This is a genomic window from Vibrio sp. D173a, from assembly GCF_030248475.1.
This window is the reverse complement of record NZ_JAHGAH010000094.1, coordinates 1-17,663: the sequence shown is the minus strand read 5'-3', so window position 1 is coordinate 17,663 and position 17,663 is coordinate 1. Positions and strand designations below refer to the sequence as shown.

Here is a 17,663-nt window from a genome sequence, read left to right as displayed (position 1 = left end):
ACATGGAATGTCAAAAAGTTGAAATAACTGCTAATAAAGTTAAACAGATCTTTATTCAAAACCCTCAAATTACCGACATCATTGATGATATTTCAGATTGTCGAGAGTTCAGTGACGGTATCCATGAGCCAGACTGTATGATTGTCGTAGGGGATACGGGCGCCGGTAAAACAACAATAATTGATAAATACTTAGCTAAAAACCCTCGATCTGAGACAAACGGCGGCTCTATCATACCGATTTTGTCTACATCACTTCCTCCTAATGCCACCCCAATAACTGCTTCTGAACAATTGTTATCTGATCTAGGAGACCCGCTAGCTTTCTCAAGAGGAAATGATCCAGTCAAAATTGCGAAAGAAATGAGTGACTTAATGAAATTGTGTGGAGTGGAGTTAATCATTATTGATGAATTTCAACACATGATCGACAGGAAGAACAAGCAAATCTTACATAGCGCAGCTGATTGGCTGAAAATGCTCATCGTTGGTTCGAAGATTCCGGTAGTGCTGTTTGGTATGCCATACTCTGTGTTGATTTTGGAAGCAAATAACCAACTTGCAGGGCGTTTTGAGTTGCAACATACACTTGAGCCTTTTCGATTGAATAACAAAGAAAATCGCATCCTGTATAAGACTTTTCTAGCAATGCTTGATGAGGCTCTTCCATTTCATGAATCTTCAGATCTTGCAGCTCCAGATATGATGAAACGTATATATGCTTTCTCTCAGGGTAATTTGCGACGCATAAGAAAGCTAATTAATCGGTCGAGCCGTCTAGCATTACGAGATAACTCAAATAAGATTTTGCTCAAGCACTTTGCGAAAGCCGCGCCAAAAGTAAGCAGGGCTGCATGCGAGAAACAAAATCCTTTTCGGGTAAACGTAAATGAGTTAACGATTAAACAACCACCTAAGGACATCGGCTGGGAGAATTATCTTAGCCAGCAAGAAAAGGATATTTCCCCTAGAGATTTATTTTGAAATGCTTTTTTTCCTTACCTACCTGTCATCCGAGTCAGTGAATAACTAGACTCACCTTAGTAGCATTACTCCAGTGCACTTCCAGCACGGCTACACCCCCCGAAAAGCTTCAATGACTCTTTGATTGAACCTTGCCAGTTGAATACTTGACTCAAATAAATCGGAGTTTTTGCCATTAGGTGGCTCAGAGGCAGACAAGTCATCATTCCAGTTAAATGAAATCTCTGCTACCGATGCTGGCAAAAGCTGAGCATCTAAAGCTTGCGTTTTGCTTGATTCATCCACGCGAGACCGTTGTGAGTCTGGACATTCGTAGTTTAGGTACAAACAGGTATCCGGAATGTCAGTCTCAATTTCTTCTGCACATCTAATCATGTTCGACTCGGCGAAGGTGTATAACCAAGCTTCTTGATTAGGTGACTCTGTGACACGGAGGATACGACCGAGCACTTGGCGAAAATAGAGCTCTGTTTTAATCTTAGTTAAGTAACAACAGACCTGCAGCCTAGGAATGTCGGTTCCTTCGCTGACCATGCCAACGCTAACTATCCAGTTCTTAGAATGGGTCTCTTTGAACTCCTTTATTTTTTCGTGAGAACTTGTATCTCTGTAGCTAACGACTACCGAAGATTGCGCGTAACTATTAGTTAAGATACTGGCTATTTTGTTAGCTTCTTGGATTGAAGACGCCACAATGAGTCCACCGGCGTTTGGGCTTTCTGCTTGAATACTAATGAGCCGGCTAACTGCTTCCCCGATTAGGTGAAGAAGCGCTTGTTGGTCTTTGAGTATTAGAGCATATGTTACATCGCCCTCATTTAACAGTTCATCGATGGTGTTATATGAACGTAGACCTTCGCTCTCGGTAACCTTTACTTCCTCGCAATCAATCAGGGCTATTTTCGGTTTACGACAAACGCCATCTTGAACTGCTTGAGCAAGCGAATACCGATAATCACATACGATTTTTCCTTCGGGGTCTGTGTAGGATGCTAACGTAATTGGTGTTTTATCAGAACGCCATGGTGTGCCAGTTAGTGCGAGAGTGAAAGTTGCAGCATGTTGTACGTCTCTTAATAGCTGGTAACCCCATGAGTTACTGTTGAGCTCATTATCTCCTCCACAATGATGGATTTCATCAAATATACAAAGCACTTTGTATTTTGAAAGGGTATCCCAAAAGCGTTTGGTCACGAACCGAAGCGATTGGTAAGTCATAGAGCAGCCTGTTTCACCGAGCGCGCCATTGAATGAACATTCTAGTAGTTGTGAAAAAGTTGATTTTATCCCATCTGCGACAGCCTTTGAGGGGGAAAAACACAGCACGAAGTCGATTTCCCTTGAGTCGAACATTCGTTTTGCTAAAGTCGCTGCCATAATTGTCTTACCTGCACCAGGTGTAGCCTGAGCAAGAAAGTGTGCGTGTCCACTTCTATACTTTGATAGAGCTAATGAAACGCACTCAGCTTGCCATTTTCTTAACACGACTTTTCCTCTTGTTGTATTACAAGCTTTATAGCGTCTGTCCAGACATTTAGTTTCGCGACCAATGCAGCAGCGTTATTAACGGCATCTGTATGAGAAGGGAGTAAAAGGTTGTGGAGACTTTTTGAACGACTCATAAGTAGCTTGTACTCATCAATTTCAGCAAGTGCGATTGTGAGGTTAGATTCGATGTCTTTTTTTTCATCTATCAGCATGGATTTGACTGAAGCACTATCAATTGGCCCGCCATTGTTAGACCGTTTTGTTGAAACACGCTTATCTTTCAAGATGAAATTCGCTTCCGCAAACATACAGGTTTTTTTGTATGTTTTATTGTGACGTAGACCTTGGCTCTTCAGGACCCCCTGTTTCTCGAGGTTTTCTAGTTGACGAGCCACATAAAGTCTTGCGGTATCTTTGTTGCTGTAATGCCCGGATTTCTCGGTAATTAGGTTTCTGATTTGCGTAACTCGAAACTCGCTCATCGACGGTAGTGAAATAATTTCGTAGATATCACGATTAACTCGAACTTTTTTGGTCATAATCTTCTGCTGTAACGAAAGGTGCGGATTATAGTCCGTGGTAATATTTGCATCAAGAGTCGATAGTCATTCATTTTAAGAGTTGAATGAAATGAATGACTTGGCGAAAGGTTTCGGCAATAATCTGCGTCTAATGAGGAAAAACAAATCCATTTCTCAGGATAAACTTGCGTTACTTGCGGATATCGACAGAAGTTACATTGGGAGAATCGAGCGGGGAGAGGTCAACATCACACTCGAAAAAGCTTATCAGTTAGCGAGAGTGCTCGGGTGTGATGTTAGAGACCTTCTTCCTTAGTTAGCTACTTATTCAGCAGTAATTTGCTCTTGAACTCGAATGAAGGTGGTTCGTTTATTATCAGCTACTTTACAGTAGTTATGAGGATTATAGTCCTCTTTTGAGGTTAAAACAAACAGCCGACTGGCTGTTTGGGAAGTAACAGTGTTGATGTTGTGAATGTACTCTACCTACTCGGCAGTTCACACGAGCGCGTCAGGGAGTTCTTTATCTAACACATTATCAGCTACGATAGCTTCTTGATCTGGATCTTCGTTAGAGCTCAACACTTCAATGTAATGATCTGCTTTTTGCAGTAACGAAAACAAATCCTTTCCTGTAGAGGGATGACGATAGCAAGTGACATCTTCGCGATGAACGCCAAACCTTCCAACCCTCAGTGTCTCAGTTGCTTCAGGATACCAGTCGTCAATGGTTGCAATAGCTGCTCCAGTTTTAAAGGCTCCTAGTATAGGACTACGTTCGCCATCAATAACTGTATGCTGAAAAATTCGACTGTTTTGAGATTTAGATTTGTTTTTACTGCCGTTTTCTTTTTTTGTGAAAGCTTGGCTTGGTCGCACCATGGCATTGGTTGGCAGGTGCACGGTGGCTTTGACTTCAAATATCGCCAGTCCATTAGAGCTGGAAAAAGCGGTTTTTATCATTTCAGTTATACCCGACCAATCTTTATGATTTTCGAAGTCTTTTCGTGATATGTAGTTATTACGGATATCTTCAAATTTAACGTTTTCCCCGTTCCATGGCCAAGGTGTAAGTTCGATGTTCCAGCAATAAGCTTTACGGGTGTTTTTCCACAGCCACGTGCCGTCGCATATATTGATCAAGTATCGGGTAGCTAGCTCAGTCCAGCCGATTTTCTTTTCATACAGTTCTACAAGTTTCACTAACGTTTGTTTGACTGAGCTTGAATTACATTTATACGGTTTGCGTAGCTCAGAAGAAAAAGAGACGGAAAAGCAGCATTCGATATGACTAGCTCCATATGGAACGTGACAGAAATCAACCTGATGTGGGTTCCCCTGAGCCAAAGCCTCAGCGGTAGCACTTTTCTTGGGTTTGCCGGATGCATCATAGGCTAATGATGCCGTTTCCATTTGTCCGAGCAGACTACGAGATGTATAAGTTAAAGGTATTTTTTTATCGTCGGGCCAAACGACAAAAAAGCAGACATCTGATGGGTCGATAGAGCGCTCATAGGCTAGACTCGAGGGTAGTTTCATTGCTGATACTCCTTGGCTTTACCACTATGTAATTTTGATGGCTGTTTAGCGACCATAAAATGGTGTTAGCATCGGTCGTGGAGCCAAAAGTGATTGACTTAACTAGTCCAATAATGCACTCAGCGAAAGCGTGTTTGTAACCTCTGAGAGAGTTCGGCTTATCTTTGGGTTCTTCTAACAAATGATAACCGACGCAGCTTGCCATAAGCTGAGAGTCCTCTTTGATGGCAGCTAATAGATCACCTAGGTTATTGTTTGGCTGTGTGTGAAGCGATATCCACCTTCCAACCTTTATTGGCAGAGATTGGATCGCCGTCTCTATCGTGGTGAATGAGTTTAGATATTTAAAATCGTCTATCGCAATCTTTGCTGAACCTCGAGCAAGTCGCTTCGGTAGTGCTGTAATTAACGTTTGTTGGTCAATACTTTGAGCAAAATTAGTGCTCAAAATAAGACTAAATACTGCATCACATTGCCAGTCATCATGGGTAGCGGGAGCTGATATAGTCCCATTGCCTTTTTCCACAAACTCGGCTGTTAACCCGCGCTTTTCGACATGGAGTTGGTGAATACATATCGCAAAGGATTCGATACGAAACGCGGTGTAGATGCTATTTAATTTGCGTTCGAATGCGTGAACGAACCCAAAGAAAGCGGTAAGTGACGGAATCCCCACAGTTACCGGAGAGCTTAAAGCCGTTGCGCCACAAACCCTGATATTCGGTAGGACTAGAAATGAGCCATTAGTATGCTGTGTACCATCATTCATTGAATTTGATAACTCTCGCTTCAAAAGCTCAGTAAAGAGCATGGTCATCGCTGGATCGTATGCAAAACGTTTGGTGGCTCCTAAGCAGGAGAGGTCATGATTCAGATGCTGAACAAGTATGGTTGAATCTAGGGTGTGGTCTTGCATTGCCAACCAAGCGTTTACCATATTCTGAAGCTCGATTTTGTATTTTCTACGGAGCGCCTTTCGCGCATTTTCAGGCATTAAGCGTTTATTAAGGTGTTGGTACTGTGCTAGTGAATGGATGTGCTCTGAGGTTAACCAGCGGCGTTTACTGTTTAATCGATGATGAGGGGTGGTGGAAAACTTGGTATTAGACTTTAACATTCTAAATGCGCCGCCACATGTCATCGCGGTGATACCCATATTAGTGCTTCGGCTATACCGTGTCGTCGATGTATGCCAATATTCATCTTGGAGTCCTTGATAAAAGTGGCTCTGCATGGATAGAGAGGCAACCGGTGAGAGTGAAATGTAGGATGTATCGCTATCGGGAAGCGATATTTGAGTCAGGTAATTCGGGGCGAGCGGCACACTGATGGTTACGTGAGCAATCGAGGCCAACTGCTTTGCTATTGCTTTACGAGTTTTTTGATAGCAACCTAATTTCGTTAACGTTTGCCAAAGTGGATGATCAACATCTTTAAGAAGCTCACCCAAGCTCGAGATCTCACCATCCCAACAAAACTCATTGGTGAGGAATGCGCTTTTGTTGACGTATTTTGAATCATGGCAATATGACCAATGGTATGGCGGGATTTTTGAAGAAGAGAGTAGAAAGCTCGGTAACTCACCTAGGACTTCGGTTCGAATAATGCCTTCAGACCGTATATCAGGAAATTTTGGGTTATGGCTTTGTCGATACTTCACACAATTTAAGCAGCTAGCCCACCATTTTTCATCTCGAAGTTTTTGCTTGCATTTGGCTCGGTCTAGGAGGTCTTTCTGATCATCAGTCTTATCGGTTAAATTGACTAATATCGTTATTGCATCAAGTTCTTTGCCATCGATCGCAATATGCGGTGTGAGAGGACGAAATGCACGCTTTAGAGTTGCTTTTAAGTCGTCAGGATTGGATGCGATTAGCTCTTTCAGAGTTTGCATTTACCACCTCGACACATAGAACGAACGGTTAAACTCATCGGTTTGGAACTCAGCTAACCAAAGACAGAAAATATCGCCGAAATGAAATAAATAGTCGGTAGGTTCAAGAGGGCTGTTCGGCTTGGTTCTGCGGTTTGGCTTCAAAATACGTTGTGCAACTATTGATGCTATCTGATCGAGGCTACAATTTAGCAGTACGGTCGCTTCTAACGCATTCATTTTAAGATTAGCGATGAGCCCCTTGTCTTGCCACAAACGCTTTTCTAAGTGGCTGAGAAGCTCGCTTAGGATGATATTGTGTCGAAGATTCCGTTCAGGCAACCGAATCGAACTGAAAAATAGTCGGCCTAGAAGGTCTTTTAGTCTTAACTCAGATATGCTGACAACAGCATGCTCAAGGTTGAATTCGATTTCATCATCGATCATTGAATGAAATGCTCTTGGCCAGTTTGCGAAAAAACGTCTGAATGAATGATGGTCGAATTTGTTGTCATTAAGGTGCATCCACCAATGCACCAAGCCCCAGCGATAGCTTTGAGGGAGGTCTGGTAGATCTTTAGATTCATTACCGACAAGCCAATTTTCTACGGCGGATATAGCGTCACCGCTACTCCCACAACTATGTATAGTTATAGGTTCGTTGCAACTGCCACAAATTCCATTTACCCCCGATATCCTATAGTCATATTCAGCACCACAGTTACAAGTGCTGATTAACGGCACATCGTGAATGTGGCAATGATCGTAACCCTCAAAATGCCAAAGGTAAGAAGCGTAACCATTTTCCTGTAAGCATAATGGGCAACAAGGTATGGACTTAGTTCGGAGTAAGCTACGAGGAAAAACCTCAGCACCACGTATAACGGCACTGGTTGAAGGTGAGTATTTTAAGTTTGTTCTGTTTATTGCCAATCCAAGCAACTCGGGCGGTTCATTAAACGTCAATTGCGCAAGTTTCAGGAATGAGGCAGTTCTGGCGCTAGAACTATTTTTGGCCGAGCAGGGGTTAATCTTTTCGATATCAGTTGGAAAGGTTTGATAGCCGGTATGGTCAATGTCTTGTAGGAAGCGTTTGGTAGCTTCTAGGAAACGATGGACATCACTATATCCATTTTTGTTTGCCACACGGATGAAGAAGCTCTCGAGGCTTTCATCGCTGTAAGGTTTGGGTCTTTGCAAAAACATAGAGCTTCTCCTGAGTTCAATATAGGAGCTAACAGTATGATTAGCCGTGTTTTGTTTGGAATTGAGACGCCAGCCACAACTTTTGGATTTTGTCATAAACGGCGAAAAGATTGTTACTATAAAGGACTTTGAGCTTTTTTTGAGCAGGTTGAGGAATGGAAAGAAGAAAAGGCGTCATTGTGACGCCTCTTAGCTTTGGTTACGCTCAAATCTCTTTGATTTGGAGCAGTTCAACTTGAGGGGCTTTGAGCGAGAGCCCTTGCTCTGTTATCCATTTATTAACGAACTCTCGTTTTTGTTCTGGGCTTTCTAAGTTCCCCCAGTGATTTCTTACCGAAATACTCGATGGCTCTTTTTCATTGAGGATACGCGTCCATGGTTTATCCATGTAGTCCTTGATAGGTGGCAGCCTCACATCGATACCAGGTAGCGGATACCCTTCATTAAGCGCTGATTGCTGTAATGATTCAAATGTTACTGTCAAAGGTTTAAGGTTTTTACCCGCGATAATGTCTCCATATGGGCGCATGCCATCTACCAAGGTTCCCGTAGGGGAAACGTAAGTAAACTTGAAACGCACGATATACACATGCTTGCGGTCACTGCTTTTCAATGACTGGCTGTACTGCGCAGTATTGTCTTGTAAAAAGTCAATGGCGCTTTGTGCAAGGTCATCATGGTTGTGCGTACTTTGTGTTTTGTCATGCGCTAGTTTAAAGACTATCTCGTTTTGCATACCGTTGTAATTATTGTTTGATGGGACGACGGTCGTATGTGTTGCGATACTCATTTCCCCACAATAATGCATTGCGCTGTGTATGGTTGGTCCGTCTTTTAACTTCAATTTCATCATCAGTTCACGCCAATTCAGTCGCATAGTCTCGTACTCTTGGCTTGCTAGCTCATCGCCGAATAGGGCAAAACAGACGGCAAACGAGGTTTCTTTGTTCCAATCAAACTCACTGGCTAATGCTTGCTCTGTCCAATCTTCTCCCCACTTTAGTTGACCATCAATTTCAATCCCTTGCAGTACTGTTAGTTGATCGCCGATAACTTGTGGTGTGTTATCGCGGGCTGACGACGACTCACTCATTACAAAATCTTCGATTAAGAAGTCTGTATCTTCAAACTGGCTCAGCACTTCTATTTGGCCATCAAAGTGACTTGTCTGAGGGCTTGAAGCTTTCGATGTCCCGTATTTCGCGGTGAGGTATTCAAGTCTAAATTGGTTATTGGTACCGACCATCCGTACGCCAAGTGCTAAATCGTGTTTCGCGAGGCTGAAGGTATATTCCATTTGGTCAAAACCATCATTGTCGAGCACATGCTCAAATACTGATTGGCCTTTGATAAGTGCTTTCAGCGAGTCGATGCCTTTCACATAAGGGCAGAGCGGTTTTAAACCATGGATGTATACATGGCCGAATGTATAGGTCGGTTCAAACTCAAGGGAATGCAGCTCGAGTTCTTCTTCCTGTAATTGTGGCTGCTGTTCAAAGTACTTTGCTACTGCGCCGTCAGGATCTTGTAATTCTTGCGCGTTCTTTTTAGTAAACAACACATCAAATGCAGGGCCATTGGTGTTAAATCCGATGACTTCGGTGCTGTACGACACCTCTTGTAAGAACATACTCTTAGAGTGATGCTCGACTTCTCCTGTTAAGATCACTTGCAGCATAACGCGGGTTTGCGGTCTGAGTTTGCGTCCGCTTTCCTCTCTCACCCAATCTACGTAAGGTTGCCAGTTGTTCCCTTCTTTAACCAATAAGCGGCTAAAGCCAATGTCTTTCTCCTCGAGTTCGACCTTGGTTAGATTAAAGTCGTTGCAAAACGCTTTTAAGCCTTCTTTTTTGGCTAGATTGATATCGATCATGTCCGCTGTCTTGTCGTTTAAATACAACTGACTTTGTACTGGGAAACCAGTGTTAAAGGAGCCATGCACCTGACGACCTTGATCAAAGGCCAAACTGCTTACCGTATGGGACAATGAAGAGTTAAACGCCTTTTTGCGATTAATCCAGTTTAAAGCGAGCGTATTGCCCATATTGACAGGAATGGACCAATTGTCGCTCATCACGTATTGCTCGATGAACAAGTCCACTTCGTACTGTTCTATCAGATTATCAAAGCTACGGAGCACACCATCCATGCTACTTAAAATGGCTAACAGCTCGACCAATGAGTTCAGAGCGTAGGCTCGCAGTAAAAAGCGTTTAAGTAGCTCGTCGTGATTAACCTGGCTCTCGAGAAAACCGGCTATCTCGCTTGGCTTTAACTCTCTCTGTTCAAGTTTTGTATCCACTTCCTCGTACAACACGATCAACTCTTGGTTAATCATGCTAAGGGTCTTGAGCATGCTTTTTGTGTTGTAAGTATCTTTTAATTTTTTAAACGTCTGATCACCAAACAAGTCGCCATAAAAATCCGTAGCAGCGCCAAGCAATTTGCCGGCTGTGCTACCTGCTAAATAATATGCGGCGATAGGGGAAGCTGGGGTCCAAAGCGCGACGGTAGCAAGCACATCAATCGCAGAGAAGAAGGCCTCTTTTTGAGCCTCTTTTGCGGTAATTTTAAACCCTTCCCAATATTGGTGAGCCCGGTTTAAGGCGAGGGTACCTGTTCGACTCGGCGGCAGAGAAATTGAGAAATCAGGGATAACCAAGCGAACTTCCACTCTTCGGTTTATAGCAATGTCGGCTGTATCCGAACGGTCACCATGGTCGTGGTAACCGCCTTCCTTAGGTAATAATTCAGCTTTACCTTTGGCTTGTGTGACGAGTCTACGTTCAAGCTTTATTCTTTCGTCACCTTGAGTCCCATTTACAATCCGATCTTTGATTGTATCGATTCGTCTTTGTGAGACGATCAGGTTTTTCTCCTGACTACTGATAGGGCCACCATGGCCAATTAATGCGATCTGATAATCAGGGTTCTCGACCAGTAGGTTACGTAGTTTTTTACAAAGCTCCTCATAATTACTATTGAGTGCTTTTACCTCGTTCTCAAACTCAGCGGAGTTAAATTTGAAGTTGATCCGCACCACGACGCCCATGGCATCGGTGTAGATTTTTGCTTCATTTCCCAGAAAACCCTGTACCTCGGTGGCTTTTGTCTCCCATCGTTCCTTCTCATCAGAGCGTCGCAAATAAGCAATCGCAGAAAGGTACTGTTTGGCATACGCTTTGAGGCTGTCGTGGGCTTGTTCGGCATCTTCGAGTGCATCAATGTGTTTATCATACTGCTCTTTGGTCTCCATCGCGCTTAACCCGAGTTGTATCACAGGTAAAGCTTGATTGGTGCCAGACAGAAAATCTTTGGATAAGCGGCCCAAACCTCGGAATATTTGGGTTTGACCGTTATCCTTGAATGCTTGTTTTATATATGGAATGTCGATGACTGTTTTTTTAAGGATAAGCTTTCTATAATCTTTTACGCTTAATGGTAGCGCCACAAGAGTTTTTGAAATATCAATCGTCTGTTGAGCATCTTTACATGCCGCGAACGCTGCCTTCAAAGACAACCCGCTCATAATGAAGTCGGGCAAGTTACCCGTTTCGGCATTTTCCCATAATGCCTGACCAATGGTTTTGGCCATATCACCAAAGGTGCCGTACACTTTGGCACCCTCGATAGAGAGAAAATCCGAGCTCAATGAATCGTAGGTTTTCATGATAGCCGAGCTCAGTGATAACGAGGCCATACCCGGTTTAGACTGGTTGTGATACGTGACGCCCTTGCTAGCGTACACACTGTACTCGGGTAACTGGCTGGGAAATTGTTGTATCAGCGTCTCTTCAAGGGTGATCATATCACCACACACACACGCCATTTTGCCAATGCCTGCTGTCTCTTTAAAAATTAGCCGCTCATGCAGCTCGTAAGTGTAGACATCTTGAAGCTTATCGGTGTTTCCTATATACGCTTTGGATCTTTTTACATTGGCCCTAATGACGCTCTCAGGTAACTTCAGCCGCTGATACAGTTCTTTTTCAAACTCCAGCCATTCTTGCTCGCGAAAGGCGACCCGAATGAGATAGAACCCGTCTTTCGCATCAATGGGATCCAAGTGTAAAAGTGCGCTGGGTAAGACATCGTTCTCTCTCCTGTTGTCCCATTCTGGCATCCTTCTGGTAACCGTTTGTGTGGCGATAATCGTTTCACCGGCAGTCTCAGACTCTCCAGGCTTAATCTGTTTTAAGGGCTGTACCAGCGTGACCTCTGCGCCAGCATAAAATGGGTCAGTAAATAGCACCGCACAGGTATGCACACGAGGAACAATAAAGCCTTGTAGGTATGGTTTATTTTGTTGTTTGTCATACCAACTGTTATAGGCTTTCTGCTCTTCACTCAGCTTGCCATCCGTTTCCTCTTCATATTTTGCTGCCAATTGAGATGGTTTGATCTTAGTCAGCTTAAACTTAACCCCTGTTTGACGCTTACCATTAGCAACCCCGTCGATGGTCGTCGCAAAATGTTTGATGTTTTCTGCTAATGTCGCGACATCAGATGCGCCTCCGTCTTTGTAATCCGGCGGGGCAATCATCTGTGACAGCCAGCTAATCGGCGGGAAGCTCAACTCATAATCGATGTCTTTTTGGATATTCTCTTTGCGCGCACCTGGATGCAAAATCATGAAGTTTTCTTTATCTTCAGTTGCAGGCTCTTCCCCATCGACCTTTTCGCCATTAAGAGGCTGCGCTGCAGATTTCGATAAAGGCTCTCCCATGCCTAACTCAACGATTTTTCCTTCTAGAGTGGTGCCCCAAAGCTGAGCATCCACACCCGCTATCGCGTTCACCATAATCGGCGTCTGAGGAATAGGGCGGATTTTACCGTTTAGTTCTGTTTTCTCGGTCAAGTCCGATTCTTGGTGCCAAGTTGGGAAAATTACGTTATCCCCTATCTTTTCACCTTCAAAAAAAGCCCCAAATAAATACACTTCTTGGTCAAATTGAAAGCCCATTACTTGGTCTCCTTAAACCAATCGCCATGGTTTGCAGAGACGTTGTACACAATCGCGGGGTCGCGCGTACCGTTATTGCTTAGAGCTCGCCATTCCCAAGTTTGTTTGGTCTGGTTATTTTTAACTGACATGCGCATGGCATTGTAGTTGGTTAAGGCGTACTTACTGTTTAAACCAATCGCAAACTGCATTGCACCTTCTCTTGGTTTCTCAACACCTTCTTTTAAATCTACATAAAAGGCATTGCGCGATCCCGCCGCCCATGTTTTATCGCCTTCAGGACTTATCGCTTGATAGGTGGTTTTTACAGCAGAAAGTGGTAAATTATCTCCCCACTGTACTTGAGTGAGTACCTTATTAGTCTTTTCATCTCTTATGCTCGATCCAACTGTGCCAACGTGGTAAAGCAAACCATCTTTAATCAAGCCTACGCCTGAAATTGATATATCTGTTTTTTCGACTTGACCAGTTTTCACATCCCACTTATAAACCACACGCCCTACTTGTCCTGTACGGTAATACAGGTAACTGCTGTCCTCCGCCCAAATATAACCAGATGGACCATGTAATTGATGAGGCAGGTTAATCATTTTTTGCTCTTTGATATCAAAGACCTTTACCTGCGTTCCTGCATTCATCGCTACGTAGCGGTTATTTGGTGAACGACTGGTTTTCTTGTAAACAATATCGCGGTTAGTATCTTTGAATGGTAGATCCGTGACCAAACGTAAGTCGGTACCGTCGGTCTTCATACTCCAGACTTTTACTCGTCCTTCATAATCGGTGTAAGCCGGTGCGCCTTTTTCTAGCACGCTCCTCTCCGATAAATTGGCCCAAGTAAATTGCACGCGCGGTAAATCGTATGAGCTGGCGTCGTTCAAATCTTCACGTGGCCACTCTTTAGCACGAAATACATGATAACGAGGGAACTTGCCTGCCTGATAGGTACTTGATGGGCTTTCCGCGATTTCCGTCGGCTCCATCGTGTAGTAGTTATGTTCGCCAACGTAGGTGCGGCCATCGTCGGTACACGCCGTGAGCGTAAGTACCGCCAAACAAAGAGATAGTAGTTTTTTCATATTTAACCTAGGAATTCTGAAATTGGTACGTTTTCTTCTAAGACCACCAAACGCTGAAGGCCAGTGGAGCTGTTCGCATGCACTGCTCGGACAATATCAACGGTCTCAACTTCTTCGGGAGGAAACGCAAATCGATGCGTCATATATCCTTCATCATCGATTTTTGTAGAGCGGAAAAATGACTTCGCTATCCAATCGTGCTCAACATTGCGTAGCGCAAAGAAATCATCAGGCTGATCGACCAAAGGCTCATGTAAATAGCGTATCGTCGGTAAGTCGCCGCATGGCGCCATTTCAAATCCGGCGATATTACTTTGTGTAAAACTGTTGATTAACGCTGCCCCAAATGCACTCTCTTTTGCCGTGCCAACCGGAATGATCACGGTCCCAGTATTATCGAAACTCTGCGAATCACTGTATACCTTCAACTCAGCCAATGGCTTGGCGATTGAACTAGGATCACTCTCTAAATTCGAAAGCTCAGCGAGTGTTAATTGAACTGGAGAGTAGTGCAGATAGCACTCTGACTGAATCTCACCATTGATTTTGTAAGGGACCCAAATGTGGGGCAATGGCGTACCTTGTGCGACTCTATCGTCACCGTCGCCAGCTTTACTTGGGCTTTTTACTGTTTTAACGGTGATAGGCTCGATGTCTAATGTTGGAAATGCCACCTCAACTTCTTCTTCCGTCAAACGGAAGACGCGCGCACTTTGGTCCGCATTGAGTGTGCCTGAGTATACTTTATTGCCAGCTTGATACAGCTCAAACGGCTCTTCCCCAACATAATACTCATTCACTAAATTGGCACCATCAATATTGACGTGGCGGAACGCTTTGCCGCCCTCTGGTTCGGCATTACGGTAGTACTCTAAATCGACGTCAGCAAAGTAACCGTTCGGCGCCACCTCTACTTCGCGCCACACCTTGTTGTTCCAAATCACATAGAAATACCCAGAAGAGCACAACTCAGATCCTCCACCACTTTCAAGCATAGGGAGAACAGGTATCAATACATTATCCCATTCTTCCATAGCGGCGTCTTTTTCAACGGGTGTAAGTGCGGTTGCGAGCGGCAGAGTAATGGGTTGCGGTTGATCAGTACACGGGACTTTAATACAGAGGTCCCTTGCTTCTTCACTCAATCCTGCAAATGTGGCAAGGCTACGGTGTTGATTCTCCATGTCGCTTCGTGCATTGGTGACTTTCGGTGCCTGATCTTCTGATTTTAGTAACATTAGACACGCGGCATGGCTTGACCATTGTCCCGCAAACTCCACCACTATCTTATGTTCTGGGCTAGGTTCGTAAGGCACGTGAGCGTAGTTACGCACCAAGGTGACATCGTCGGTAACGGGCTTGTAGGATGCTTTAGGTGTGCGGCTCTCTTTTATGTCAGCCAATGTCTCAATACGAGATTTAAGTCTAGGCGCATTCCGAAATCGAGCATCATCAAGGGAATGATGGTTTGGTGTATTCGTGAGTGCAATCCAGTTCGCTTGAACAAGCTCCTTTTGCAACGCACTGAGTAAGCCCGCTGTCGATTTTTTTGCCGTTAGTGAGACGCGCTGTGCTAACTCGCGAGGCAAACTTTTCACAACATCAGTTGGATTCCGAAATCGAGAAAATTGTTGTATGCATTCTTCGGGGGTGAGCAGACAAGCAAGATCAGACCGAGAGAGCTTGGCGCTGTTGATGAATCTTATAGATGGATGCATTGGCAGATCTCCGTGGCCAAGTCGTTAAAACAAAGTGGCCACGGTGATAAGTTAAGCTGATAAGACTTAATTTTAACGATTTGGTGATTGATAATCGTTTACCCATGTATGGGGTATTTCCATTATTTGCTCTAACCAGATGTATTTCAATTAAAAAATAATAAAAAGCCCGATTTACATTAGGTAAAAAAACCACCAATAACAGCTAAATTTTGAAAATTACCACATTAAATCGGCTATGAGTGACAAAGTAGCCGTCATATTCACATCGTGAGTCGCTAAATTGAAAGTAAAAAAACGAGATCTTAATCACTATTTCTACTCTGCAGGGAATAAAAAAGCCGCTTAGTTGCTCGTGAGTGGAAGCTCTAATAGGGGCAAATAGTCAACAATACTACTTGAGTGATGAAATGTGAGAAGTGATATCAGGTTGGGATGTGGGAATGCAACTTGTAATGTCTTACCCGAAGATGTTCATGAAAAAGTCATTGTGATATGGAACGGACAAGCCAAGACATTTGTGTCCAAAGACGTGCTGACGCCGATCTCGGCAAATACGTCTTTGTCCCATTTACATTTAACCTTTGAATCACCTCACTTTTAAGGCTGGTGGGTTTTATTAATGAAACTAACCATGAAACAATCCTCATATCGTGTGACTCAAATCATTTTTTTCTTTATGCAACTCATGTTACAAACACATTTTTAGAGCCAATAAAGTATTGATTTAAAGATGAAGTTATCTAAAGTTCGCATTTCAAACTTCCAGTGTTTTGGAAAACTAACTGAAATTGAGTTTGAGGAGGACCTTACGGCCCTCATAGGCCTCAACGGTAGTGGTAAAACTTCCACACTTCATGCTCTGAGTAGAATGTTTGGTGTAACAGAGTCTTCGAGGAAGGTTTTGGTTGATGATTTTCACTGTCCATCATCAAGTACCTTCCGTGCTGAAAAGCTTTTTATAGAGGCTTGGTTTGAGTTTCCCGAGCTGCAGGGTGGAGATGACCTGACCGCCGTTGCGAGTACGTTCAATCAAATGTGCTTCAGCTCTGAGGGTAATGGCGAGACAGAGGGTGATGTCAAAACTTTGCTAAGGGTAAGGCTCGAGGCGGAGTTAACAGTCGATGACGTGTCTCCTGAAGGCATTGTCAACGAAACTGTCTATTTCATTCTTAGTGATAAGGATGATTTTGATGCTAGTGAAAAACGCGTTCTTCGTCGGTCTGACAGAAATAATATTCAAGTTCACTATATCCCAGCGAGTCGCAATCCTTTTAAAGAGATAAGTTCTTCCACTAAAATTTTGCTCGGAAGGCTCTTGGATGCGATCCAATGGAGTAAAGGGCCAGAAGGTGAGCTTCAAAAAGCGGTCGAGTATACCGAGAAGGCAAGTGACGAAATATCAAAGAATGCAGCTGTAAGTCTCATTCAGGGTCATTTGGAAAATAGTTGGGACCAAATGTACACGGGTGACTTATTCAGTAAGGCAAAGCTTAATTTCTTACCCTTGCAGTCGGAAGATTTGTTGAAAACGATATCTTTATCTTTTGAATCTGCTTCCGGTGCTGTTGCATCTATGGAAAGATTGAGTGACGGTCAGAGATCACTTCTACATATCTCAATTATCCAAGCGGTCCATGAGATGGAGTCAAAAACTCTCCAGAATAACGAAAACAGACGTCATTTCGATCAGAAAAGGCTTAAAAGGCCCATCTACACCATGCTTGCCTTAGAGGAACCGGAAAATCATCTAGCGCCTCACTATCTTGGTCGCATAGTTAAATCCATGATAAAGCTTGCTAAAAAGACCAATGCTCAGGTTGCGGTAACTACACACTCACCCAGTTTAGTTGGTCGGATCGAACCGAAACAAATTCGGCATTTCAGGCAAGAGAAGCAATCGCCTAATACGATTGTCTCTAAGATAAACCTTCCAGGCCCAGAAGATGAACAATACAAATTTGTTGCTGGTGCGGTTAAGGCATATCCAGAGATCTACTTCGCTCGATTAGTTGTTTTAGGTGAGGGTGAGAGTGAACAAATTGTCATTCCAAAACTACTATCACACTGGGGCGTTGATATAGATGATAGTTTTATCAGTGTTGCACCTTTAGGGGGCAGGCATGTAAACCATTTCTGGCGGCTATTAGAAGGTCTAAATATCCCTTATGTGACATTGCTTGACTTGGACTACGGTAGACATGGCGGAGGCTGGGGTCGAGTTGATTACGTGCTCAATCAACAAAAGTTGTTGAAAAGAAAGCCGCTTATACAGCTAACTCCTATCACTTAA

11 protein-coding genes are annotated in these 17,663 nt (G+C 43.6%); 3 read left to right on the top strand and 8 right to left on the bottom strand.

What is annotated here, in order from left to right:
* The first annotated feature begins 2 nt into the window (after positions 1-2).
* Complete coding sequence (locus KIV40_RS10810) at positions 3-983, top strand: TniB family NTP-binding protein (protein WP_285349151.1); 981 nt, start codon at positions 3-5, stop codon at positions 981-983.
* A 90-nt stretch (positions 984-1,073) separates the two neighbouring features.
* Here KIV40_RS10810 and KIV40_RS10805 read toward each other — a convergent pair whose 3' ends face one another.
* Together KIV40_RS10805 and KIV40_RS10800 are read right to left on the bottom strand one after the other, a co-directional pair.
* Positions 1,074-2,468, bottom strand: coding sequence for a DEAD/DEAH box helicase (locus tag KIV40_RS10805; RefSeq protein WP_228174118.1), 1,395 nt, complete (start codon positions 2,466-2,468; stop codon positions 1,074-1,076).
* Entirely contained in the window at positions 2,462-3,010 is a 549-nt protein-coding gene (locus KIV40_RS10800; protein WP_285349150.1) for a hypothetical protein, read from the bottom strand. The genes KIV40_RS10805 and KIV40_RS10800 overlap by 7 nt, the downstream gene beginning before the upstream one ends.
* A 91-nt stretch (positions 3,011-3,101) precedes the next feature.
* Here KIV40_RS10800 and KIV40_RS10795 point away from each other — a divergent pair, with 91 nt between their 5' ends.
* Positions 3,102-3,308: a helix-turn-helix domain-containing protein gene (locus tag KIV40_RS10795; RefSeq protein ID WP_124942110.1), complete on the top strand. Its 207-nt coding sequence runs from the start codon at positions 3,102-3,104 to the stop codon at positions 3,306-3,308.
* 182 nt (positions 3,309-3,490) lie between these two features.
* Here KIV40_RS10795 and csy3 read toward each other — a convergent pair whose 3' ends face one another.
* From csy3 to KIV40_RS10765, 6 genes are all read right to left on the bottom strand, one after another.
* Entirely contained in the window at positions 3,491-4,531 is a 1,041-nt protein-coding gene (gene csy3, locus KIV40_RS10790; protein ID WP_285349149.1) for a type I-F CRISPR-associated protein Csy3, read from the bottom strand.
* Entirely contained in the window at positions 4,503-6,425 is a 1,923-nt protein-coding gene (locus tag KIV40_RS10785; protein WP_285349148.1) for a type I-F CRISPR-associated protein Csy2, read from the bottom strand. Before KIV40_RS10785 ends, csy3 begins: the two co-directional genes overlap by 29 nt.
* Entirely contained in the window at positions 6,426-7,610 is a 1,185-nt protein-coding gene (locus KIV40_RS10780; protein WP_285349146.1) for a TniQ family protein, read from the bottom strand. It lies immediately after the preceding gene.
* 205 nt (positions 7,611-7,815) lie between these two features.
* Positions 7,816-12,573 carry an OmpA family protein gene (locus KIV40_RS10775; RefSeq protein WP_285349145.1) on the bottom strand — a complete coding sequence of 1,586 codons (4,758 nt, stop codon included), beginning with the start codon at positions 12,571-12,573 and terminating at the stop codon, positions 7,816-7,818.
* Positions 12,573-13,652, bottom strand: coding sequence for a hypothetical protein (locus tag KIV40_RS10770; protein WP_005532039.1), 1,080 nt, complete (start codon positions 13,650-13,652; stop codon positions 12,573-12,575). Before KIV40_RS10770 ends, KIV40_RS10775 begins: the two co-directional genes overlap by 1 nt.
* Before the next feature lie 2 nt (positions 13,653-13,654).
* A complete protein-coding gene (locus tag KIV40_RS10765; RefSeq protein ID WP_285349144.1) occupies positions 13,655-15,250 on the bottom strand; it encodes a hypothetical protein in 1,596 nt (531 codons plus the stop codon).
* Positions 15,251-16,103: 853 nt separating this feature from the next.
* Here KIV40_RS10765 and KIV40_RS10760 point away from each other — a divergent pair.
* Positions 16,104-17,663 carry an ATP-dependent endonuclease gene (locus tag KIV40_RS10760; RefSeq protein ID WP_285349142.1) on the top strand — a complete coding sequence of 520 codons (1,560 nt, stop codon included), beginning with the start codon at positions 16,104-16,106 and terminating at the stop codon, positions 17,661-17,663.